This is a genomic window from Pseudomonas sp. GW821-FHT09A09 (assembly GCF_059418405.1).
Genome location: NZ_JBWKPU010000045.1, coordinates 1 through 23,249 on the forward strand (window position 1 = coordinate 1; position 23,249 = coordinate 23,249).

At 63.6% G+C, this 23,249-nt stretch carries 22 protein-coding genes; 15 read left to right on the plus strand and 7 right to left on the minus strand.

The window, feature by feature from the left end:
* Nucleotides 1-145: 145 nt before the first annotated feature.
* Nucleotides 146-1,054, minus strand: coding sequence for a LysR family transcriptional regulator (locus AC07OV_RS27195; RefSeq protein ID WP_176999024.1), 909 nt, complete (start codon nt 1,052-1,054; stop codon nt 146-148).
* 205 nt (nt 1,055-1,259) lie between these two features.
* Between AC07OV_RS27195 and AC07OV_RS27200 the strand changes: the two genes are divergently transcribed.
* Nucleotides 1,260-1,658 (plus strand): helix-turn-helix domain-containing protein, encoded by a 399-nt coding sequence (locus AC07OV_RS27200; RefSeq protein ID WP_176999023.1) that lies wholly within the window; start codon nt 1,260-1,262, stop codon nt 1,656-1,658.
* Nucleotides 1,659-1,716: 58 nt separating this feature from the next.
* Nucleotides 1,717-4,479 carry an ATP-binding protein gene (locus AC07OV_RS27205; protein WP_495093339.1) on the plus strand — a complete coding sequence of 921 codons (2,763 nt, stop codon included), beginning with the start codon at nt 1,717-1,719 and terminating at the stop codon, nt 4,477-4,479.
* Here AC07OV_RS27205 and AC07OV_RS27210 read toward each other — a convergent pair.
* Together AC07OV_RS27210 and AC07OV_RS27215 are read right to left on the minus strand one after the other, a co-directional pair.
* Nucleotides 4,426-5,877 (minus strand): ATP-binding protein, encoded by a 1,452-nt coding sequence (locus tag AC07OV_RS27210; RefSeq protein WP_495093340.1) that lies wholly within the window; start codon nt 5,875-5,877, stop codon nt 4,426-4,428. The two genes, AC07OV_RS27205 and AC07OV_RS27210, sit on opposite strands and share 54 nt — an antisense overlap.
* A 149-nt stretch (nt 5,878-6,026) precedes the next feature.
* Nucleotides 6,027-6,977: a GlxA family transcriptional regulator gene (locus AC07OV_RS27215; RefSeq protein ID WP_495093341.1), complete on the minus strand. Its 951-nt coding sequence runs from the start codon at nt 6,975-6,977 to the stop codon at nt 6,027-6,029.
* Between the two features lie 180 nt (nt 6,978-7,157).
* Between AC07OV_RS27215 and AC07OV_RS27220 the strand changes: the two genes are divergently transcribed.
* Together AC07OV_RS27220 and AC07OV_RS27225 are read left to right on the plus strand one after the other, a co-directional pair.
* Nucleotides 7,158-7,880 (plus strand): pirin family protein, encoded by a 723-nt coding sequence (locus AC07OV_RS27220; protein WP_495093342.1) that lies wholly within the window; start codon nt 7,158-7,160, stop codon nt 7,878-7,880.
* A 145-nt stretch (nt 7,881-8,025) separates the two neighbouring features.
* Nucleotides 8,026-8,373: a hypothetical protein gene (locus AC07OV_RS27225; protein WP_494998811.1), complete on the plus strand. Its 348-nt coding sequence runs from the start codon at nt 8,026-8,028 to the stop codon at nt 8,371-8,373.
* Nucleotides 8,374-8,433: 60 nt separating this feature from the next.
* Here the strand turns inward: AC07OV_RS27225 and AC07OV_RS27230 are convergent, their stop codons facing one another.
* Nucleotides 8,434-9,432: a quinone oxidoreductase family protein gene (locus tag AC07OV_RS27230; protein WP_495093343.1), complete on the minus strand. Its 999-nt coding sequence runs from the start codon at nt 9,430-9,432 to the stop codon at nt 8,434-8,436.
* Between the two features lie 102 nt (nt 9,433-9,534).
* Here AC07OV_RS27230 and AC07OV_RS27235 point away from each other — a divergent pair, with 102 nt between their 5' ends.
* The 6 genes from AC07OV_RS27235 (at nt 9,535) to AC07OV_RS27260 (ending at nt 14,230) form a co-directional block, all read left to right on the plus strand.
* Entirely contained in the window at nt 9,535-10,398 is an 864-nt protein-coding gene (locus tag AC07OV_RS27235) for a LysR family transcriptional regulator (RefSeq protein WP_495093344.1), read from the plus strand.
* Between the two features lie 85 nt (nt 10,399-10,483).
* On the plus strand, nt 10,484-11,191 hold the full coding sequence (locus AC07OV_RS27240; RefSeq protein WP_495093345.1) for a 2OG-Fe(II) oxygenase: 708 nt from the start codon (nt 10,484-10,486) through the stop codon (nt 11,189-11,191).
* 2 nt (nt 11,192-11,193) lie between these two features.
* Nucleotides 11,194-11,892, plus strand: a complete 699-nt coding sequence (locus tag AC07OV_RS27245; RefSeq protein ID WP_495093346.1) for a 2OG-Fe(II) oxygenase — start codon at nt 11,194-11,196, stop codon at nt 11,890-11,892.
* Nucleotides 11,889-12,164, plus strand: coding sequence for an Ada metal-binding domain-containing protein (locus AC07OV_RS27250; protein ID WP_495093347.1), 276 nt, complete (start codon nt 11,889-11,891; stop codon nt 12,162-12,164). The genes AC07OV_RS27245 and AC07OV_RS27250 overlap by 4 nt, the downstream gene beginning before the upstream one ends.
* A complete protein-coding gene (locus AC07OV_RS27255) occupies nt 12,151-13,047 on the plus strand; it encodes a DMT family transporter (protein ID WP_495093348.1) in 897 nt (298 codons plus the stop codon). Before AC07OV_RS27250 ends, AC07OV_RS27255 begins: the two co-directional genes overlap by 14 nt.
* Nucleotides 13,048-13,285: 238 nt before the next feature.
* Complete coding sequence (locus AC07OV_RS27260; RefSeq protein ID WP_176999011.1) at nt 13,286-14,230, plus strand: aliphatic sulfonate ABC transporter substrate-binding protein; 945 nt, start codon at nt 13,286-13,288, stop codon at nt 14,228-14,230.
* A gap of 115 nt (nt 14,231-14,345) precedes the next feature.
* Here AC07OV_RS27260 and AC07OV_RS27265 read toward each other — a convergent pair whose 3' ends face one another.
* Genes AC07OV_RS27265 through AC07OV_RS27275 form a run of 3 tightly spaced genes read right to left on the minus strand, consistent with a single transcriptional unit; the run spans nt 14,346 to nt 17,584 of the window.
* On the minus strand, nt 14,346-15,821 hold the full coding sequence (locus AC07OV_RS27265; protein WP_495093349.1) for an FGGY family carbohydrate kinase: 1,476 nt from the start codon (nt 15,819-15,821) through the stop codon (nt 14,346-14,348).
* A 4-nt stretch (nt 15,822-15,825) separates the two neighbouring features.
* Nucleotides 15,826-16,758, minus strand: coding sequence for a transketolase family protein (locus AC07OV_RS27270; protein WP_495093350.1), 933 nt, complete (start codon nt 16,756-16,758; stop codon nt 15,826-15,828).
* Complete coding sequence (locus AC07OV_RS27275) at nt 16,748-17,584, minus strand: transketolase (RefSeq protein WP_494998801.1); 837 nt, start codon at nt 17,582-17,584, stop codon at nt 16,748-16,750. Before AC07OV_RS27275 ends, AC07OV_RS27270 begins: the two co-directional genes overlap by 11 nt.
* Before the next feature lie 361 nt (nt 17,585-17,945).
* On the opposite strand from AC07OV_RS27275, the gene AC07OV_RS27280 reads away from it, so the two are divergent.
* The 5 genes from AC07OV_RS27280 (at nt 17,946) to AC07OV_RS27300 (ending at nt 23,204) form a co-directional block, all read left to right on the plus strand.
* Nucleotides 17,946-18,953: an ABC transporter permease gene (locus AC07OV_RS27280; protein WP_176999007.1), complete on the plus strand. Its 1,008-nt coding sequence runs from the start codon at nt 17,946-17,948 to the stop codon at nt 18,951-18,953.
* 50 nt (nt 18,954-19,003) lie between these two features.
* Nucleotides 19,004-19,936, plus strand: a complete 933-nt coding sequence (locus AC07OV_RS27285) for a sugar ABC transporter substrate-binding protein (RefSeq protein ID WP_176999006.1) — start codon at nt 19,004-19,006, stop codon at nt 19,934-19,936.
* A 15-nt stretch (nt 19,937-19,951) separates the two neighbouring features.
* A complete protein-coding gene (locus AC07OV_RS27290) occupies nt 19,952-21,460 on the plus strand; it encodes a sugar ABC transporter ATP-binding protein (protein WP_495093351.1) in 1,509 nt (502 codons plus the stop codon).
* A gap of 155 nt (nt 21,461-21,615) precedes the next feature.
* Entirely contained in the window at nt 21,616-22,380 is a 765-nt protein-coding gene (locus tag AC07OV_RS27295; protein ID WP_494998798.1) for an SDR family oxidoreductase, read from the plus strand.
* 23 nt (nt 22,381-22,403) lie between these two features.
* On the plus strand, nt 22,404-23,204 hold the full coding sequence (locus tag AC07OV_RS27300; protein WP_494998797.1) for an SDR family oxidoreductase: 801 nt from the start codon (nt 22,404-22,406) through the stop codon (nt 23,202-23,204).
* The last annotated feature ends 45 nt before the right edge of the window (nt 23,205-23,249 follow it).

The following is a 23,249-nucleotide window of genomic DNA, read 5'->3' on the forward strand; positions in this document are numbered from 1 at the left end:
GAGTGAGGGCATGCCGAGCCTAGGCGAGGCACCGAGTGTTGGGGCAAGAGCCCTTTTGGTTACTTTTGGGGCTCTTTCCAAAAGTGACCCGCCGTAAGGGCGGAACCAATAGCCGCCGTTACCACAGCAACGGATCTGCACCCAATCAAACCACCCGAGCCATATGCTCCCCAATCCTCCCCCGCAACCACCGCTCCGCCGGGTCGTTGTCATGCACCCCGCTCCACACCATCGACAACTCCGCCGCATCAATCGCAAACGGCGGATCCTCCGCCCGCAACGTCGTCCCCTCAGTCAACGCACACGCCGCGTAATCCGGCACCGTTGCAATAATTTGCGTCCCCGCCAGCAACGCCCGCAACCCACTGAACTGCGGCACCGCCAGCACCACCCGCCGCGACCGACCAATGCGTGCCAGGTCCAGGTCGATGTTGCCGCTCAAATCCCCCGAAAACGACACCATCGCATGGGGCCGCGAACAGTAGTCGTCCAACGTCAGCGGCTGCACGCCGTCATCCCCCCGCAACACCTTGCACGGGATATCCCGCAGTTTCTTGCGCTTGGCATTCGCCGGCAGTTCGGTGGTGTAGCTCACCCCCACCGAAATCTCGCCACTGGCCAGCAACGACGACATCAACAAGTAATTGGCCCGCCGCACCACCACGATGATCCCCGGGGCCTCTTCGCGCAGTTGGCTGAGCAACGGCGGGAACAGGCCAAATTCGGCGTCATCGGACAGGCCAATGCGAAACACCGCACAGCTGGTAGAGGGGTCGAAATCCTTGGCGCGGCTGACCGCGCCCGAAATGGTGTCCATGGCCGGTTGCAGCTCCTTGAGTATCGCCACGGCGCGTGGCGTGGGCTCCATGCCCCGCCCGTTGCGCAGCAGCAACGGGTCGTCGAACAAATCCCGCAAACGTCCCAGCGCCGCACTCACGGCGGGTTGGCCCATGAACAGCTTTTCGGCCACCCGGGTCAGGTTCTTTTCGAACATCAGCGCTTCGAAAATCACCAGCAGGTTCATGTCGACGCGGCGCAGGTCGTTACGGTTCATGGCGTGTATCCAAACGGTTGGCAAGCCGCCAGATAAGCACGCCCGTCGGCGCCGCGATTGCACGTCTGTGCTGTCTTTTCCGGCCCTGGACCTGGCGAAATTAACAACGATTAACTCGTCAGCCAGACGGTCCGGCAACAAGATTGACCACGTCTACACTGCATCCATTCACCGGGAACGCTCCCATCGACTGCGGATACTCGTCATGGCCCGACTCGAGCACTGTGCTCCCCGCTTATCCGCCACCGGCGGCCTCTGCCCCCGGCGCGAGCGGATTGCCAAACAACTGATCCTCGCCAACCTCGGTGAAAGCCTGGCCATTGCTGACCTGGCCCAGGCCTGTGCGCTGTCGCGCAGCCATTTTTCCCGCGCGTTCAAGTGCACCACCGGGCTGTCGCCCCAGGAGTGGATACGCCAACAGCGCATCCAACGGGCCAAGGAGCTGATCACCGGCTCCGCCCTGAGCCTGACGCAAATCAGCCTGGAATGCGGGTTTTGCGACCAGGCGCACTTCTGCCACATGTTCACCCGCAGCGAAGGCGTCAACCCGATGACCTGGCGAAACCACCAATTACGCCACAAGCCCCAAGTGATCGCGGCCTAGTGGTCTGCACCCGCGTGGCATATGCTGCCCAGACCCTTTTTCCAGAGCACGGCCACCCATGAGTGACCACTGCGACCAGGCCGTGCATTTCGGCCCCTACCGCGTCCACCCGCACCAACGCCTGGTGCTGGAGGCCGGTCGCCCGCTGCGTTTGGGGCGGCGCGCAGTCGACATCCTGCTGGTGCTGCTGGAAAACGCCGGCAATGTGGTGAGCAAGCAAGCACTGATCGCCCGGGTCTGGCCCAAAAGCGTGGTGGAGGACGGCAACCTGCGCGTGCACATGGCGGCACTGCGCAAGGCGCTAGGCGATGGCCAGGCCGGGCAGCGCTATATCGTCACGGTGGCGCAGCGTGGCTACAGTTTTGTTGCGCCACTGAGCATCGAACCGATGACGCTACCCGCCGACGGCGCCTCCCAACGCGCGTGCCACAACCTGCCGCTGCGCCACACCCGCATGATCGGCCGCCAGGCGCTGATCGACACGCTGGTGCAGCAACTGCCCCAGCAACGCTTCATCACCCTGACCGGCCCCGGGGGCATCGGCAAGACCACCGTCGCGTTGCGCGTGGCGGAACTGCTGATCGGGCATTACCGCGACGGCATCCGCCTGCTGGACCTGGCACCGCTCAGCGCACCGTCGATGATCCTGCCCAACCTCGCCGCCCTGCTCGACCTGACGTGCGCCGAGCATGAGCCCCTCGCCGCCTTTGCCCATCAACTGCGCGACCGCCAGCTACTGCTGGTGATCGACAACTGCGAACACCTGCTCGATGACATCGCGCTGATCAGCGAAACCCTGCTGCGTCACGCCCCTCACCTGCAAATCCTCACCACCAGCCGCGAGGCCTTGCGGGCCGAAGGCGAATGCGTGCAACGCCTGGAACCCCTCGCCTGCCCGCCCGCCACCGGCAACCGCGCCCAGGCGTTGGGCTACCCGGCGTTGCAGTTGCTGATCGAGCGGGCCATGTCCCACCAGGACAGCTTTGAACTGAGCGAAGCCGAGCTGCCGTTGGCGATTGATATCTGCCAGCGCCTGGACGGCATTCCCCTGGCCATTGAACTGGTTGCCGCCCAGATCGAACGCTTCGGCCTGCCGGGGCTGCTGGTGCAGATGGAAGACAACTTCCGCCTGCTCACCCGTGGCCGGCGCAGCGCCCTGCCCCGTCAGCAAACCCTGCGCGCCACGCTGGACTGGAGCTTTGACCTGCTGACCCCTTGCGAGCAGATCTGCCTGCGTCGCCTGGCGGTGTTTCGCGGCGGGTTCAGCCTGGCGAGTGCCGCCGCGGTGATTGCCGGGGAGCAGATCGCGCCCAGCGAGGTACTGGGGTCGATCACCCAATTGGTCGCCAAGTCCCTGCTCAACGTGGAAGCCGGCGATGAAGAGATGGTCTATCGCTTGCTGGATATCACCCGCACCTACGCCCTGGAACAACTCAGCGTGGCCGATGAACTCCAGGCCACCCGTGAACGCCATGCCGAACGCTGCCTGGCGTTGATGAACCAGGCCCAGGATGACTGGGAGTTGATTGCTACCCAAACCTGGATCGACCGTTACGCACCTTTGCGTGAAGACATCCGCGCCGCCCTCGATTGGGGCCTGGGCGATCAGGGCACGCACCTGCTGGGCATTCGCCTGACGGTCGGCGCCATGCCGCTGTGGCAAGAGTTGTCGCTGCTGCGCGAACACGGTCTGTACGTGGGCAAGGCCCTGGCACGGCTCAAGCAATCGAGCGCGCCAAGCCAGCGCCTGCACATGTTGCTGCAACTGGCCCTGGGCAGTTTTTCCTATCACACCCAGGGCGGCACACCGCAGACCATTGCCGCCTTTGCCTGCGCACGGCGCCTGGCCGAAGGCGGCAAGGACCTGGCCGGCCAGTTACGTGCAGTGTCGGGGCACATGGCGGTCAACCTGTGCTGCGGTAACTACCGTGAAGCGTTGGCGCAAAGCCTGCACTTTGATCAACTCGGCCCGCACACCGAACCGCTGCTGGCCCTCAGCGCCCAGCGCCTGCGGGTGCTGGCGCAGCATTTCGCCGGCAACCAGGCGCTGGCGCTGCACAACGCCGAGCAGGTGATCCAGCGCATGGCCCACAGCGGCCACCTCAACCGGTTTACCCATGGTTTCGGCGTGCAGTACGACCAGAGCGTGGCGTCCTTGACCATCCTGGCGCGTACCCTGTGGCTGCGCGGTTTTCCAGAGCGCGCCTGGCGCACGGCCAGCCAAGCCCTGGAACTGGCGTTGCAGATCAACCACGGCACGTCGATCTGCTACACCCTGGCGCTGGCCGGTGTGGTGATCGCTCGCTACAACGGCGACACCCCGGCAGCACAGGCGTTACTGGAGCTGTTGTTGCAACAATCCCAAAAACACTCGGTGCAGTTGTTTCATACCTGGGCCCAGCACTACGCGGGCACGGCGCAACACGCATCGCTGCAAGGCCTGGGATTGGTCGAAGACCTCCTGCTGACCTTCCAGGCCCGCGAGGTCAGTGACAGCGCGTTTGAGCGCGCCCGAAACGGGGCGGCCGGTTGGTGTACCCCAGAGATTCTGCGGGTCAGGGCTGAAGGCATGGCGGACGCCCGTAGGGCCGAAGCGTTGCTGCTGGAGGCCATGGGCCTGGCCCATCAGCAAGGTGCGCTGGCCTGGGAATTACGCAGTGCCACGTCACTGGCGCGGTTATGGAAAGACCAAGGCCGCTTGCGCGTCGCCCGCGAACTGATGGGTTCGGTCTATGGGCAATTCACCGAAGGGTTTGCCACCCATGACCTAACTCGCGCACGCCGCCTGCTCGACGAGCTGCAAGACAAACGGCCGGCCTGAAAACGGCCCCAGGTAATGCCCATAGCCTTGTTGCAGGCGCGCCACTTGCTCGGGGTTGCGCAACTGCGCCAGGGCGTAGCTGCGCACACTGTTGAGCAGGCGGTAGCGCGTAGGCCCGGGGCCGGGTTCCACGGTCAGCAAAGAAGTACCCGCCAGGCGCCCCAGCAAGTAAGACAAGTCGGCATGCTCCAGCTCGGTGCCGGCGACCAGTCGGCTCAAGGCCGGCAACGTCACGGCCATCTTGAACAGCGCCATCTGCAGGAACAGCCAGTGCTCCGGCAAGCTCAAGCGCTCGTAGGTCCAATCCAGGGCGGCCGTGAAGGACTGGTGCCGCTCAACCGCCGTGCGGCGGCCACGGGTCAGCACCTGCAAGCCTTGCTGCAATTGTGCGTGTACGCCGTGCACGCCCAGGGCACTCACCTGGGCGGCCGCCAATTCGAGGGCCAGCGGGATGCCATCAAGGCGCCGGCAGATATCGCGCAGCGGGGCCAGTTCCTGCCGTCGCAGGGCAAAACCTTGTTGCGCGGCGCGTACGCGTGCAACGAACACCTGCACCGCCGGGTAATCCATGGCCTGCTCGACACTGGCCCACGCCGAGGGCGCCGGCACAGCCAGGCGCGGTACGGGTTGCACCCATTCGCCCGGCACCTGCAAAGCTTCGCGGCTGCTCAACACCACGCTGACCTGAGGCGCCTTATCCCGCAGGGCACGCACCAGGTGACGGCAGGCACCGAGCAACAAATCCGCACCGTCGAGCACCAGCAACAGCTGGCGCGTCGCGAGCTGCTGGCACAGGTCGGTGGCGCTGCCACAGGGTTGCAGGTGCAGGGCGCTGGCCAGGTGGCGCAGCATCTGGGTGGGCGCGTCGACTGTCGCCAGGTCCACCCACCAGACGCCGTCGCGGTATCGCGGCAAGACCCGTTCGGCCAGGGCCAGCGCCAGGGTGCTCTTGCCCACTCCCGCGCAACCGGTGAGGGTCATCAAGCGTTGCCCCGACAGGCGCCGTGCCAGCGTTCCCAGCAACTCGTCACGACCGATCACCGGGCTGAGCCGCGCCATCAGGTTATGCCGAGGCGCCGCCGCGGGCAGCACGTCTTGCTGCGGCGCTGCAAAGCAGTAGCCGCGTTGCGGTTCGTTAAGGATATAGGGGTGGCCAGTCAAGGCCCGGCGCAAGGCCGCGATGTGCACCCGCAGGTTGTTTTCTTCCACCACGCTGCTCGGCCAGACCCGGGCAATCAGCGTCTGCTTGCTGACAAATTGGCCTGGCGCCTCCAGCAGCACCGCGAGAATGTCCACCGCACGCCCACCCAATGGCACCGGCCAGCCGGCCTTGCTGACCAAGCGTTGCTGAGGATGAAAGATGTAGGGGCCGAAGCTCACCGAGTGAGGATTATTCATCTATGTAAAAGCGCTGGAACGCCCGGCCTTGGGCGGCTGCGCATCCTTTTCCGTGGGCCTGTGGCTATCTTGCCAGCCTGTCGTGACAGGACAATGCTGGCAGGGGGAGCGACACGGACATTCGGGTGCCCCAGACGGACATCCTGTCGTTAACTGAACTGTTGTCGGTACTGGGTCGGGTTCAGGCCGAGCTTGTCACTGAACAGAAAGCGCATGTAGCGCACGCTGCCAAAGCCTGCGTGGAACGCCACGGTCTTGAGCGGCAGGTCGGTGGTTTCCAGCAGGTGCCGGGCGCGGTCGATGCGCGCACCTTGCAGGAAGGCCATGGGCGTCATTTGCACTTCCTTGGTGAACATCCGCGCAAAGTGGCGTGGGCTCATGCCGGCCAATGCGGCCATCGACTCAATGGTGAACGGCTGGTCCAACTGCGCCAGCACCTGGTTCTGCACCCGGGTGATCGCGCTTTCATGGGGTGCCACGGCGGCGGTCATCGGGCTGAACTGCGCCTGGCCACCCTGGCGTTTCATCACCACCAGCAGCACTTTGGCCACCTCCACCGCCACCGCCTTGCCGTGGTCCTGGGCAACGATGGACAGCGCCAGGTCGATGCCGGCCGTGACGCCGCCCGACGTGATCAGCCGACCGTCCTGCAGGTAGATGCGATCGGTCTCGACGATCGCCTTGGGGAACGCCTTGATCAGGCGCTCGGTGTAGTGCCAGTGGGTGGTCACGCGGTGCCCGTCGAGCAAACCGGCATGCCCGAGCACAAAGGCGCCGGTGCAGATCGAACCGAAGCGCCGCGCCCGGGGTGCGGCGGCTTTCAACCAGGGCAGCAACGCCGGGTGGCATTCGTTGTAGGCGCCGGGGCCGCCGGGAATCAACAGCAGGTCATAGTCATCACTGGCCTGCTCGAGCAGCAGGTCGGGCTGCACGCTCACACCGTTGGAGGCACGCAGCGGCCCGGGCTCGATGCCGAGGGTGAGGATCTGGTAGTGGTCGGACTGCGGCAGGTAGCGGTTGGCAATGGAAAACACTTCGAGCGGGCCGGCCATGTCGAGCAGGAGGAAGTCGGGAAAAAGCGCCATGGCCACGGTTTTCATAGAGAGCAAGGTCCGTCGATAAGGGAAGCGGCGGACATTATGGCATGCCTTTTACTGTCAACTTTAGAGAGACAGTTATTCAGTTTTCAGCCTCTTAATGAATTTATCGGTAACCATTAACCTTCTTCTCAACGCAAGCGACCTGCATCTCGCAGACCCCGCTCACTTGAGGACAAGACCATGCTGACCCTTCGCAAAGCTTCCGAACGCGGCGCCGCCAATCACGGTTGGTTGAAGTCGTTCCACACCTTCTCGTTCGCCAACTACTGGAACCCCAGCGAGCAGGGTTTTTCCGACCTGCTGGTGATCAACGATGACCGCGTGGCGGCCGGCAAAGGCTTCGGCCAGCACCCGCACCGCGACATGGAGATTTTCTCCTATGTGCTCGAAGGCGCCCTGGAACACAAGGACACCCTGGGCACCGGCTCGGTGATCCGCCCGGGCGACGTGCAACTGATGAGCGCCGGCAGCGGCGTGGCCCACAGCGAGTTCAACCACAGCCAAAGCCGTGGCGTGCACTTCCTGCAGATCTGGATCGTGCCGAACGTGGCCGGCGCAGAACCGCGCTACCAACAGGAGCACTTCAGCGAAGCGCAAAAACGCGGGCGCTTGCAATTGATCATCTCGCCGGATGGCGCCGAGGGGTCGCTGCATGTTCGCCAGGATGCGCGGGTGTATGCCGGGCTGTTCAACGGCAGCGAAACCGCGAGCCTGGACCTGGCGCCGGACCGCCATGTGTACATCCATGTGGCCCGGGGCAGCGTCGAGGTCAACGGCCAGCGCTTGCAGGAAGGTGACGGCGCCCGTGTATGGGATGAACGCCAGATCCGCCTCGGCGGCGGCGCGGAAGCCGAGGTGCTGGTGTTTGACCTGCGCCCGCAAGAACTGCCGCAGATGCCATGACGTGCACCACGATGGCCCCCTGAAACGGGCCATCGCTGGCGTCGATAGTCACCATCAGTGCAATGAAGTTCTCTTAAAAAATCCAACGCGTACCATCAAACCCATACCCAGCAGCAACCTACTTAAACACTCGGAGCACACAACCATGAAACGCCAAATCCTGCTTAGCCTCGCTTTCTCGGTACTCGCTGCCAACGCTTTTGCTCACCCTGTTGTCGCTGAAGGCGGCGCAGATCGCCTGATGGACAGCCGCGTTGCCGAGGGTGGTGCAGACCGCCTGCAAGGTAACCGCGTTGCCGAAGGCGGTTCTGATCGCTTGCTGGAACGTCGCGTCGCTGAAGGCGGTGCTGACCGTCTGCAAGAACGTGGCCTGGCCGAAGGCGGTGCTGATCGTCTGCAAGAACGTGGCCTGGCTGAAGGCGGTGCTGATCGTCTGCAGGAACGTGGCCTGGCCGAAGGTGGTTCTGATCGTCTGCACAGCAACAACGCATAACCCTCGCCGTTGGCGAGGTGCCCCAAACCGGCCTGATCAGCCGGTTTTTTTCGCCTGTGATTAATGCAGGTCGCGGTCAATCCACAACACGGCCTTGCCGATCTGTTGCCGGGCTTCGATCCGTGCGTGCACCTGCTGCACCGTTTCCAGGCTGTAATGCCCTTCGATGTCCACACTGAGCGAACCTTCCAGCATCGCCGCAAACACCGCATTGGCACGCCGTTGCACGGTGGCGCCGTCGGCCATGTGGTCGGCCAGCCGTGGGCGGGTCAGGAACAACGAACCCGCTTCACCCAGTTCAATCGGGTCCAGGTCGGTCAGCGAGCCCGAGACGTTGCCGTAATTGACGATCAAACCACGGGTGCGACAGGCACGGAAACTGTCGCGCAGGGTGGTTTTGCCCACCGAGTCGAACACCACGTCCACGCCTTGGCCCGCTGTGGCGTCCACCACCCGGTCGGCAAAGCCGTCATAGGTCCAGGCCTGGTGGGCGCCGCGCTGAAGCGCTATCGCGCATTTTTCGGCGGTGCTGCCAGTGGTGAACACGGTCGCGCCCAAACGGTTGGCCATTTGCACGAGCAATTGCCCGATGCTGCCGGACGCAGCATGAATCAGGCAGGTGTCGCCGGCCTGCAAACGCGCCACGTCATCAATCAGGTAGTGAGCCGTACAGCCCTGGAACATCGCGGCAGCCGCCTGATCGAACGTGATTTCGCTGGGAATCTGCGCCACTTTGTCGGCCGGGATATTGGCGTATTCGGCATACGCGCCCCAGGCAATGCACCACGCCACCCGGTCGCCCACGGCCAAGTGGCTCACACCGGCGCCCACTTCCACCACCACGCCGGCACCTTCCATGCCCAAGGTGCACGGCAGGCGCACCGGGTAGGTCACCGACTGGGCGTATTTGCCCTGGCGCGTATGAATGTCCATGAAGTTGATTCCGGCGCAGGCAACTTTGATCAGCACATGCCCCGGGGTGACCTCGGGCTTGGGAACATCGTGGCGCAACTGGGCGACTTCAGGGCCGCCATAGGCTTGCAGGGTGATGGCTTTCATCGGGCAACAACTCCGTTTGCTCTGGGAAGCGGCCATGGTAAAAGGAGCCTATCAGTAGGAAAATTCCCCAATCCCTCCCGGCCTCTGTGCGGAAATACCCCGATGTTCGACTGGCAAGACCTGTATTACTTCACCGTGTTGGCGCGTACCCAATCGCTGTCGGCGGCCGCCCGCGAGCTGCAGGTGGAACACGCCACCGTGGGGCGCCGGGTCGATGCACTGGAAAAAGCCCTGGGCGTAAAACTGGTGGACCGCCTGCCCCGCAGCCGCCCGCTCACGGCACAAGGCCTGGCGTTGGCCGAACTGGCGGCGGGCATGGACGCAATGGCGACCGACGTGATGCGCCTGTCGCGGGTCGCTTCCATCGAGATGGCCGGCACGGTACGGGTCAGTTGCCCGCCGTCCATCGCCAACCACTGCATCGCACCTCATGTAGCGCGATTGCGCGCGCAGTACCCACAGCTGAATCTGGTGCTGATGCCCTCTACCCAACTGGCTGCGTTGGACAAAGGCGAGGCGGATATCGCCCTGCGCACCGTGCGTCCCGATGAAGACGCGCTGGTACGGCGCAAGATCGGCGTGGTGCGCTTCGGGTTGTACGGCGCTGCCGAATTAGCGCAACAGCCTTCCGCTCAATGGGTGTTCATCGCCTACGACAGCAGCCGTGACCACTTGCCCCAACAGGCGTGGATGCACCAACTGCGCGGCCAGCGCCCCATCGTGTTTGCCGCCAGCGAACTGGTCACCCAGCAAATGGCGGCCCGCGCCCAGGTGGGTGCGGTAGTGCTACCGACCCTGGTGGGCGACCACGACCCACTGCTGACCTGCTTGCCCACCGCCACCGATGGCCCCATGCGGGACATCTGGCTCACCGTGTACCCGGACATGCGCCGCTCGCCCTTGGTGAAAGTGGTGATGGAGTTTCTGGTGGCGTGCATCGAAGGTGAAGCGCAGTTGCGCCGTTAAAAAATTCGACCGCAAGCCGCAGAGTTCCAAGCCGGTACAGGCCCCCTAGACTCCGCTCATCTGCCCACCGATGAGCGTCAAGGCCATGCACACCCCCAGAGACAACGCCCCCACGCACGGCTGGAGCCGCATCGCCCGTGAGCTTGAAGCCCACGGAAACGCGGTGCTGCCCGCGCTGCTGACAGCCCAACAGTGCGAGGCGCTTGCCGCGCTCTATGCGCAAGAAGCCGGTTATCGCTCGCGGGTGGTGATGGCACGGCATGGCTTCGGGCGCGGCGAGTACAAATACTTTGCCTACCCCTTGCCGCCGTTGCTTGAGCAACTGCGGCACGCGCTCTACACAGGTCTCGCCCCGATTGCCAATGCCTGGAACCTCCAGCTGGGCCTCGACGTGCAGTACCCAAGCGAACTGAACGAGTTCCTGCGCCACTGCCATGCCGCAGGCCAGGCCCGCCCTACCCCGTTGATCCTCAAGTATGGCGACGGTGACTACAACTGCCTGCATCAGGACCTCTACGGCGAGCACGTTTTCCCGCTCCAGGTGGCGATTCTGTTATCGGAACCCGGACGGGATTTCGTCGGCGGCGAGTTCGTCATGAGCGAGCGTTCATCCCAGGGCCAGCGCGCCGAAGTCATCCCGCTGCGTCAGGGCGATGGGCTGGTGTTTACCGTCAATCAACGCCCGGTCATGGGCCCGCGCGGTCTCCGTAAAGTCGCCATGCGCCACGGTGTGAGCCGCATCCGCAGTGGCCAGCGCCATGCCGTCGGCCTGATTTTTCATGATGCGAGGTAAACATGAGTCTGTTTGAATTCGATGCTGCACTTGATCAACTGGACTGGGCCGACCTCCAACGCCAACTCGATAGTGAAGGCTACGCCGTGCTGCCCGGGTTGTTGAGCCCAGCCGGCATCGACTCACTGGCCGGGCACCTCACCGCGCAGGACCTGTTTGCGCAATGGCGTTATTTCGAGACAGACCTGCCCACCCCGCTGGCCGAGTGGCGCACGGCGCTCTACCGGCGCCTGGTGCCGCTCGCCAACCGCTGGAACGAAACCCTGGCCATCGACGCGCGCTACCCGGCTACGCTGGATGAGTTTCTGAGGCAAAACCGCGACGCTGGCCAGACCCGAGGGCAATCCCACCTGTGCCGGTTGCGTGTGCATGACCAAGTGCCTCTGCATCAACGCAATGCCGGGGCCCATGTGTTTCCCCTGCAACTGGTTGCGCTGCTGTCCGAGCCGGGGACGGACTTCCAAGGCGGTGAACTGGTGATGACCGAACAGCGCCCGCGCCTGCAATCGCGGCCGATGGTGGTACCGCTCAAACGCGGTGACGTGGCGGTCATCGCCACGGCGGTGCGCCCGTTCAGAGGCAGCCGGGGTTACTACCGTGTGAACCTCAAGCACGCCATCAGCCGCGTGCGCGGTGGCGAACGCGTGGGGTTGGAAGTGCTGTTCCATGATGCGCCTGATGCCCAGGAGGGTGGCCGATGAAGACGTTCACCTTGCTCGGGGTAACGGGCAAACCTTACGCCAGCCTTGTACCGGGCACCTGCGCCGGGCATCGCGGCAGCCGGATCTACGGCCGCCTGGACTGCAGCGCCGCACGGCGCGCAATCGCCAACGGTGGTTATGTGAAACACCGCGTGTTCTTTGCCGACGAGCCCACCGCCATTGCCGCCGGCTACAGGCCGTGTGCGGTGTGCATGCCCGAGCAATACGCGATTTGGAATTCCACAAAAAAGGTGACGCATGAAGCTTTCTGACGGTGTTCGGCTACTGGTACTGGCGGCGATCTGGGGCGCCAGTTTTCTGTTCATGCGCATCGCCGCGCCGGTGTTGGGCGCCTTGCCCACGGCGTTTTTCCGCGTGCTGTTGGGGGCCATCGGGCTGGCGGTGATTGTCACCGTGCTACGCACCCGCATCGCCTTCAACGGCAAACTCAAACCCACCCTGGTGTTGGGTGTGATCAATTCCGGCGTGCCGTTCCTGATGTACGGCGTGGCGGCCACGTTGCTGCCGGCGGGCTACTCGGCGATCTTCAACGCCACCACCCCGCTGATGGGGGTGATGATGGGCGCACTGTTTTTCAGCGACCCGCTGACGCCGAAAAAAGCCGCCGGGGTGGTGATTGGCCTGATGGGCATCACCCTGCTGACCACCACCGGGCCGGTCACCCTTTCGGTCGCCGTGGTGATTGGCGCGTTGGCGTGCCTGGTCGCCACCGGGTGCTACGGCGTTGCAGGGTTTTTGACGCGCCGCTGGATCGCCGACAAGGGCGGGCTGGACGCCAAGCTCGTGGCCTTTGGCAGCCAGATCGGCGCGACATTGTTTCTGCTGCCGTTCTTTGGTGTTTCAGCCGTGCTCAACCCGCCGAACAGCTGGGGCAACCCGACGGTCTGGGCAGCGTTGGGGGTGGTGGGGTTTGTGTGCACCGCGTATGCGTACATCCTGTACTTTCGCCTGATCGCCGATATCGGAGCGGTTCGTTCATTGACGGTGACCTTCCTGATCCCACCGTTCGGCGTGCTGTGGGGCGTGCTGTTCCTGGGTGAGCACCTGTCCATCGCGCACCTCTATGGCGGCGGCCTCATCTGCCTGGCTGTGTGGTTTGTGCTCAGCGACAGCCGGCCCAAATCAGCCGCCTGACCCTTCGCGGGGATTGTGGCAGCGGGCGGTTGTAGTGAGCGGGTTTACCCCGCGCGGCGTAATAAGCCCCACCGCCTATATTCCCGGGAAACCTGCGGTGTTCGTGGCGGCGCGGGCGCGGGGCGAGCCCGCTCACTACAAGGTGAGAAAGCGCTTTAAGCTCAGATCGAAAGAGTATTTATCGATTGGTTTTTAGAACTTTATGCTTGGCGCCATTCCATTGAAGATCGAGCGCGCCATGTCTATTCGTCGTCCCCTCGCCGTTGTCATCGGGCTTCTGGCTTTTTCCGTGGCGGTCAGCGCCGAGGCCCAGGAGACCGTGCGTATCGGGTACCAGAAATCGTCCACCCTGATTACCCTGCTCAAAACCCAGGGCACCCTGGAAAAAGCCCTCAAGGCCGACAACATCGACGTGTCCTGGCACGAGTTCCCCAGCGGCCTGCCGCTGCTGGAGGCACTCAACGTCGGCAACGTCGACATCAGCGCCGACGTGGCTGACACCGTGCCGATCTTCGCCCAGGCGGCCCAGGCCAAACTCACCTATTTCGCCCAGGAAGCGCCTTCGCCCTCGGCCCAGGCCATCGTGGTGCGCAAAGACTCGCCGATCCAGCAACTGGCCGACCTCAAAGGCAAGAAAGTCGCCGTGACCAAAGCCGCTGGCACCCACTACCTGTTGATTGCCGCGCTGGCCAAAGCTGGCCTGGCGTTTTCGGATATTGAACCGGCCTACCTGACACCGGCCGACGGCCGCGCCGCGTTCGAGAACAATAAAGTCGATGCCTGGGTCACCTGGGAACCCTTCCTCACAGGCGTGCAGCGCCAGCTGCCCACCCGCACCCTCGCGGATGGCGCGGGTCTGGCCAGTTACAAGCGCTATTACCTGACGGGCACGCCCTACGCCAAGGCCCACCCCGAGGTCCTGAAGGTGGTGTACGAACAATTGGAAAAAGCCGGCCAATGGGTGAAAACCCACCCGCAAGACGCCGCCAAGGTGCTGGGCCCGCTGTGGGGCAACCTGGATGTGGCCACCGTTGAAGCGGCCAACGCGCACCGCAGCTATCAGGTGCAACCGGTGACGCTCGATCAGTTGGGCGAACAGCAGAAGATTGCCGATGCGTTCTTCAAGGCCGGCTTGCTGCCCAAGGCTGTGGATGCCAAGGACGTACAGACCTGGAAGCCATGAACATCTGCATCTGGCAACCCGATCACCTGTAGGAGCCGGCTTGCCGGCGATTGCGGTGGGTCAGGCTGGCCGCTATCGCCGGCAAGCCGGCGCCTACAGGATTGATGTTTGGGGGTTAGAGAAGGGTGCGCGCCAGGGCCTTTTTCCATTCGGCGTAACGGCCTGCCATCGCCGGATCCGCCTGCGGCTCGAAGCGCTCACGCTGACGCTCCAACTGGCTTAACGCTTCGTCACTCGCCCAAATCCCCAACGCCCTGCCCGCCAGGTGCGCCGCACCCAATGCCGAGACTTCCGGCGACAGGCTGCGCACCACCGGACGTTGCAGCAGGTTGGCCAGAAACTGCATCAGCCAGCGATTGCGTGTCGCGCCACCGTCGACCCACAGCTCTTTCAACGGGCTGCCGATGTCCTGCTGCATCGCCTCAAACACATCACGAATCTGATAGCCGATGGACTCCAGCGAGGCGCGCAAAATATGCGCGCCCGAAGTGGCCTCGCTCAGGCCACAGATCAAGCCACGGGCGTCGGCTTGCCAATGCGGTGCCCCCAACCCGGACAGCGCCGGCACAAAGTACACGCCGCCGTTATCCGGCAATTGCGCGGCCTGTTCGGTCAACGCGTCCAGCGACTCACCGGCCACCAGCCGCGAGGCCCACTGCACGGCGGCGCCGGTATGCACGATGTTGCCTTCCATGCCGAACGTCGCCGCGCGGCCGTCATGCCAGGCCAAGGTGGTGGAAAGCCCATGGGTGGACGCAATAGGCCCGCCCATCGGTGTCATCAACGACGAGCCCGTGCCGAGGGTGGCCTTGACCAACCCCGGGGCGAAACCACCCTGCCCGTACAGCGCCGCATGGGAGTCGCCAATCATCGACATCACCGGGATACCCGCAGGCAAGCCGCCCAGCGCGACGGTTTCGGCGAAGAAACCCGCACTCGGCCGGATCGGCGCCAACGCCGCAGCAGGAATCGCGAACAGCGCCAACAGCTCCGGGTCCCAGGTGCCGGTGTGCAGGTTGAACAGTTGCGTGCGCGCGGCGTTGGAATAGTCGGTGGCGAACACCTGACCCCCGCTGAGCTTCCACAACAACCAACTGTCGACGGTGCCCAGGCAGATTTCACCGGCAGCCGCACGTGCATGCCCGTTGTCCAGGTGGTCGAGGATCCAGCGAAATTTGCCAGCGGAAAACATCGGGTCGAGGGCCAGCCCGGTCTTTTCCAGGATTCGTGCTTCATTCCCCTGCTCATGCAACTGTGCGCACAACGCCGTGGAGCGCCGGCATTGCCAGCTGATGCACGGCGACAATGGCTCACCGCTGCGCCGGTCCCAGGCCACCACCGACTCGCGCTGGTTGCTGATGGCTAATGCGGTGATCGGCCGATCCACCTGGGCCAGGCATTCTTCAATCGCGGCCAGGGTGTGCAGCCAGATCAACAACGGGTCCTGCTCGGAAAACCCGGGCTGAGGGTGGTTGATGCTCAAGGGCCGCGAACCCCGGGCAATCACCTGCCCGAGTTCGTTGACCAGCACCGCCTTGGCGTTACTGGTGCCTTCATCTATCGCCAGGATCAGCGGAGTGTGGTTTGTCATGGGTTCACCGCAACCGAGTGGCAGCCGCCACAATCCCAGCCGCGTCGATGTTATGCAAGGCGCGGGTCGGTTCGCGGGCGCCGGCCGCGGCGTATTCTCCGTCGCCGATGCCCAGGCGGACTAGTGCGACACCCAGCCCGGCTTCGGCCAGCACTTCGGCGACCAGGCTGCCAACGCCGCCATTGATGTTGTGTTCTTCGACGGTAATCACTGCGCGCGTGGTGCTCAGTGCACTGAGCAAGGCGTCACGCTGCAACGGGCGGATCGACGACAGGTTGACCACCTGCGCCTGGATGCCCTGCTCGGCCAACAAGGCCGCCGCATCCACCGCCTCGTGTACCACGGAGCCCAACGCAACGATGCTCACGTCCGCCCCCTGGCGCAGGATGTCCACTTGGCCGGGCACGAATCGATAGTCGGCGCCGTGCACCTCGGGCAAGGCTTTACCGTCGAGCCGCACATACACCGGGCCTTTATAGCGCAGTGCGTAATCGATGATCTGCCGGCACTCCAACGCGTCGGCCGGGGCGAAGATCTGCACATTGCCAAACCCGCGCATCACCGAAATATCGTCAAGGCTGTGGTGGGTGCTGGCCAATGGGCCATAACTGGCGCCCGCGTTCAGGCCGAACATCTTGACGTTGGCTTGGTTGTAGCAGACGTCCACCTTGATCTGTTCGTTGGCGCGGGAAATCAGGAACGGCGCGGCATTGCAGGTGGCCGCGATCTTGCCACCCAACGCCAGCCCAGCCGCCACGCTGACCAGGGACTGCTCGGCAATGCCGACGTTGATCAACCGCTCGGGGAAGCGCTGGGCAAACGGGCCGATCTTGGCTGTGGAGGTGGAGTCACTGACCACCGGCACCACGTCCAGGCCGGCATCGACTGCCGCGATAAACGCCTCCACCATGACGCTCGCCAAGTGTTCACTTGCCATGATTCAACTCCTCCAGTGCTGCGTTGATTTCGTCACCCTTGGGCACGCGATGGTGCCATTCGGGACGCGCTTCGATAAACGACACGCCCTTGCCCTTGATGGTGTGGGCGATCAGCACCTGGGGTGAGCCGGTGTGGGCTTGCATGGTTTCGAGGGTCTCGATCAGTTGGCCAACGTCATTGCCGTCGCACTCGCTGACGGTGAAACCGAAGGCCGCCCATTTCACGTCCAACGGGTCCAGCGGCATGATCTCGGCGGTCAGCCCGGCCAGTTGCAGTTTGTTCTTGTCGACGATCACAAACAGGTTATCCAGCCCGTACTTGGCCGCCGCCATCGCCGCTTCCCAGTTGGAGCCTTCAGCCAGTTCGCCGTCGCCGGTCAGCACGTAGATGCGCTTTTTACTGCCCGACAGCTTCGCCGCCAACGCCAGCCCTACCGCCACGGGCAAGCCGTGGCCAAGGGCGCCGGTGTTGAGTTCGATGCCCGGGGTTTTCTGCCGCACCGGGTGGCCGGGCAAGTGGGAATTGAAGTGCTGGTAGGTCGGCAACCAATCGGTGGGGATGTAGCCGGCCTGCGCCAGGCAGCAATACAAACCGCCCACGCCATGGCCTTTGCTCTGGATGTAGATATCGCGCTCGGGGTCTTCGGTGCGCTCGGGGCCGGTGTTGAGGATGCGGAAATACAGGGTGGCGAGGATGTCGGTTTCCGACAGGTCCGCCCCGGTGTGGCCGCCTGCCGGGGAGTCGGCATTCAAGCGGATCACGTGGCGCCGGATCAAACGGGCCTGTTCTTTGATCTGGTGGGCGTCGTACTGGAAGGCATTCATGCAGCGGCTCCTTTGAGGCTGACCACGCGGGGTGAAAGCGTCCACGGCTGTTTTGAATATTTATTCAGCAGTGACAATATATTTCTATTTAGACGCCGATCCCGCAGCAGGTCAAGTGAGCGAACGGCGGAAAAATGAAATAAAACCCGGAAATGCCCCTCGGACAGACGGCTAAAATCCCACGCGCGCTTATCTATCCCGTGGCTTTGCGCCCGGCAAAAACGGCGGTCTAGAGGCATGCATGAAAAATTAAGCGCTTGACTTTGCCACGGTGTCACTGGAATCTGAATTAACAGTCAGGCACGCATAAATATTCACGCTGCCTGAATGAACTCCAAAAAAAATAAGTCAGGAGAACAATGTGGACGCCAAAGCCTCTGTCCATCACCCGGCCGATCTCAAGCCGACCCGCCGTCCCCGGCTGGTGAAACTGCTTCCCAGCAACATCGGTGGCCCGCTGATCGGCCTTGTGCTGCTGGTGCTGGTCTTCTCCTTCAGTTCCGAATTCTTCTTCTCGTTGCGCAATGGCCTGAACATCCTCGATCAAGTCACCGTGCTGGGCATCCTGGCGATTGGCATGACGGCGGTGATCGTGATCGGCGGCATCGATCTGTCGGTCGGCTCGGTGCTGGCGTTCTCGATGATGATGCTGGGCTGGTTGTACCAGGACCAGGCCATGCCCCTGGGCTTTGCAATTCCGATCTCGATCGCCAGCGGCATGCTCGCCGGGCTGGTGTCCGGTGGGCTGATTACCTATGCCAAGCTGCCGCCGTTCATTGCCACGCTGACCATGATGTCGGTCGCCCGAGGCCTGGCGAATATCCTCACCGAAGGCCGGCAGATCGTCGGCTACCCGGACTGGTTCACCAGCCTGGCCACGGTGCGGCATTTCGGCTTCCTCTCGGCCACCGTCGGCCTGTTTTTGGTGATGCTGGTGGTGGCCTGGGTGTTCCTGCGCTTTCGTGCCGGTGGCCGCAACCTCTATGCCATGGGCGGCAGCCCCGAAGTGGCGCGCCTGTCCGGCATCAAGGTGCGTGCGATCACCCTGTGGGTCTATGCCATCAGCGGTGCCCTGGCCGGTATCGCCGCCGTCACCCTCGCCGCCCGCCTCGATTCGTCCCAACCCAGCGCCGGCCTGAGCCTGGAACTGGACGCCATCGCCGCCGTGGTGATTGGCGGTGCCAGCCTCAGCGGTGGCGTGGGCAGCATCGGCGGCACCCTGGTGGGCGTGCTGATCATTGGCGTGTTGCGCAATGGCTTGAACCTGCTCGGCGTCTCGCCCTTCATTCAACAAGTGGTGATCGGCGTGGTCATCGCCCTCGCCGTGACCATCGACACCCTGCGACGCCGCTCCAGCACCGCCCGATAAACCTGTTCGACAGTTGACACCCTCCAACAATAAAACCAGGAGTCACCGACATGTTCAGCCCCAAGAAACTGCTTATCGCCACCGCACTCGCGGCCGCCACCCTCACCGCAGCCGGCACCACCTGGGCCAAGGACCTGACCATCGGCCTGGCCGTGGCCAACCTGCAGGCCGACTTCTTCAACCAGATCAAGCAATCGGTGGAAGCCGAGGGCAAGGCCAAGGGGATCAAGGTGATCACCGTGGACGCCCAGGGCAACTCGTCCACCCAGGTCAGCCAGATTGAAGACCTGATCACCCGCCAGATCGACGTGTTGATCTACATCCCGGCCGGCGCCACCGCAGCCGGTGTGCCCGTCAAAGCCGCCAAGGCCGCTGGCATCCCGGTGATTGCCGTGGACCGCAACGCACCCGATGCGCCGGGTGACACCTTTATCGCCAGCGACAGCGTGGCCGGGGCCAAGACCCTTGCCGAATACGTGGGCAAGATCACCGACGGCAAAGGCCGCATCGCCATCCTGCAAGGCCAGTTGGGCACCACGCCTGAAATAGACCGGGCCAAAGGCTTCGAAGAAGGCTTGAAAGCCTTCCCGGACCTCAAGGTGGTCGCCCAGCAACCGGCCGAATGGGCCCAGGACAAAGGCTTCGCCGTGGCCCAGGACCTGCTCCAGCGTGACCCGAACATCAGCGTATTCTTCGGCCGCGCCGATGCCATGGCCCTGGGTGCCGCGCAGGCGGTGAAGGTCGGCAACCTCGATCATAAAGTTGTGGTAGTGGGTTTCGACGGCGACGTCGCCGGGCTCAAGGCCGTGGAAAGTGGCGTGCTGAACGCGACCATGACCCAGCAGACCCAGAAAATGGGGCGCCTGGCCGTGGCGTCGGCCATCGACCTCAAGGCCGGTAAAGCCGTGCCCAAGGAACAACTGCTGCCGACCGTGCTGACCACCAAAGAAAACGTCGCGCCGTTCCTGCAACAGCACCCGTAAACCTCGGAGGTCGTCATGAGAGCAGCCGCTCTGGATACCACCGCTGAGGCGGTGCTGTGCCTGCGCAATATCAGCAAGGCCTATGGGCCGGTGCAGGTGCTGTCCCAGGTCAACGTGGACATTCGCCCCGGCGAAGTGCTGGCCTTGCTCGGCGAGAACGGCGCGGGCAAGTCGACCTTGTCGTCGATCATCGCGGGCCTGGTGCAACCCGAAGCCGGGGGCAGCATGACCTGGCTCGGCGAGCCCTACGCCCCCGACTCGCCGGGGGCCGCGTTGAGCGCCGGTATCGGCCTGATCCACCAGGAAATCCGCCTGCTGCCGCAATTGTCGATCGCCGAGAACATCTTCGTCGGCCGCCTGCCCATGCGTCACGGGCGGGTCGACCGCGACTACATCGAAGCCCAGGCGCAGATCCAGTTGGAGCGCCTGGGGCTCAAGGTGCCGGCGTCGCGCAAGGTCGAAGGCCTGAGCGTGGCGGCCCAGCAGCTGGTGGAAATCGCCAAGGCGCTGACCCTCAAGGCGCGGCTGCTGATCCTCGACGAACCCACGGCCGCCCTGGGCGGTGAAGAAACCGAGCTGTTGTTCCAGCAGGTGGAGCGGCTCAAGGCTGAAGGCGTGTCGTTCATCTATATCAGCCATCGCCTGGAAGAAATCGCGCGCATCGCCGACCGTGTGCTGGTGCTGCGTGACGGTCGCCAGATCGCCCTGCACGCCACGGCCCAAGTGCCGGTGCGCGAACTGGTGGAACAAATGGTCGGGCGCAGCCTGGAGCGGATTTTCCCGACGTTGCAGGCGCCTAAGGAACAGGTGATGTTGCAGGTCAAAGACCTGAGTTGTCGTGAGTTTGCGCTGCACGGCATCGATTTCAGTGTGCGCGCCGGCGAAGTGTTTGGCATTGCCGGTGTGGTCGGCGCCGGGCGGACCGAACTGGTGCGCACCATTGCCGGCGCGGCCCAGGACATCAAGGGGCATATGGTGCTGGATGGCGAGATTCGCCAGTTGCGCTCGCCCTTCGAGGCAATCCAGGCCGGTGTGGTGTTGGTGCCCGAAGACCGCAAGCAGCAAGGCGTGGTGGTGGAACATCGCATCGAAGACAACCTGATCTATGGCAACACCGACCTGCTGGACAAACGCGGTTGGGTACTGCCTGCCCCGCTGCGCGAATTCGCGCGCACGGCGGTGGCAAGGCTAGGCGTGAAAGGTGCGCCGCAGTCGCGGATTTCCAGTTTGTCGGGCGGCAACCAGCAGAAGGTGATCATTGCCAAGTGGCTGGCGCGCAACCCCAAGGTGTTCATCCTCGACGAGCCCACCCGCGGCATCGACGTGGGCGCACGGGCGGCGATCTATGAAGTGATCGCAGACCTGGCAGCCAAGGGCATGGCGGTGATTGTGGTGAGTTCGGACCTGGACGAAGTGCTGGGCCTGTCCCACCGGGTGATGGTGATGAGCCGGGGCCGGCAGATGGGAATATTGGAGCGCGGCGAGGCCACACCGGTTTCGGTGATGGAAATGGCCACGGCCTAGTGCCCTACCCTCGCAAACAATGAAGATCCAATGTGGGAGCTGGCTTGCCTGCGATAGCGGAGGGTCAGCCAATGCAAATGTGACTGAGCTACCGCCATCGCAGGCAAGCCAGCTCCCACAGGGGTTCGGTGTTATTTCAAATAATGGAGTCGTTCATGCAACTTTTTAGTCTTCACGGCCAGGTAGCCTTCGTGACCGGCGCCGGCAGCGGGATTGGCCAGGCCATCGCGGTCGGGCTGGCCGAGGCTGGGGCCGATGTGGCTTGTTTTGACCTGCCGGGCAGCCCCGGCATCGCCAGCACCGTGGAACGCATCCAGGCCCTGGGCCGTCGCGCCCTGACCCTGAGCGGCACCGTCACCGAACGTGCTGCCCTCGACGCGGCGGTGGCGCGTACCGAAGCCGAACTCGGCGAACTCAGCGTGGCCGTCAACTGCGCTGGCATCGCCAATGCCCAGGCCGCCGAAGACTTGGAGCTGCAACGCTGGCAAACCACCCTGGACATCAACCTCACCGGGATTTTCCTCAGTTGCCAGGCCCAGGCTGCCGTAATGCTGCCCCGGGGCAAGGGCGCTATCGTCAACATCGCGTCCATGTCCGGCAGCATCGTCAACCGTGGCTTGCTGCAAGCCCATTACAACACGTCCAAGGCCGGGGTGATCCATCTGAGCAAAAGCCTGGCGATGGAATGGGCCGACAAGGGCCTGCGGGTCAATTGCATCAGCCCCGGCTACACCGCCACGCCGATGAACTCGCGCCCGGAAGTGGCCGACCAGGTGAAGATCTTTGAACAGACCACGCCCATGGGCCGCATGGCCAGCGTGGAAGAAATGGTCGGCCCGGCGATTTTCCTGGTCAGCCAGGCTTCGTCGTTCTGCACCGGCGTCGACCTGTTGGTCGATGGTGGTTTTGTCTGCTGGTAAACCTTTTTTTGGAGCCTTTTGTCATGTCGCAACGCTTCAGCGGTAAAACTGTAGTCATCACCGGTGCTTGCCGTGGCATCGGCGCCGGCATTGCCGAACGCTTCGCCCAGGAAGGCGCCAATCTGGTGCTGGCCTCCAACGACCTGGAGCGCGTGACGTTCACCGCCGACCAGTTGGCCCAGGAATACAAGGTCGCCACCCTCGCCCTGGGCATCGACGTCACAGACGAAGAGGATATCGAAAAGCTCTACCGCGAAGGCCACGCGCGCTTTGGCAGCATCGACGTGTCGGTGCAGAACGCCGGCATCATCACCATTGATCACTACGACAAAATGCCCCGTGCCGACTTCGACAAGGTGCTGCACGTCAACACCACCGGCGTCTGGCTGGGCTGCCGGGAAGCAGCCAAGTACATGGTCAAGCAAGGCAGCGGGCGCTTGATCAACACCTCGTCCGGCCAGGGCCGCCAGGGGTTTATCTATACCCCGCACTACGCGGCGAGCAAGATGGGCGTCATCGGCATCACCCAAAGCCTGGCGCTGGAACTGGCGCGGCACAACATCACGGTCAACGCGTTTTGCCCCGGCATCATCGAAAGCGAAATGTGGGACTACAACGACCGCGTGTGGGGCGAGATCCTCAGCACCGATGAAAAACGCTACGGCAAGGGCGAACTGATGGCCGAATGGGTCAAGAACATCCCCCTGCGCCGCGCCGGCAAACCCTCGGATGTGGCGGGTCTGGTGGCGTTTCTGGCCTCCGACGATGCGGCCTACCTGACCGGCCAGGCGATCAATATCGATGGCGGCCTGATCATGTCGTAAGGGTTTGGTATCCTCACCGACATTGATTCATTTATTGAGGCTTTC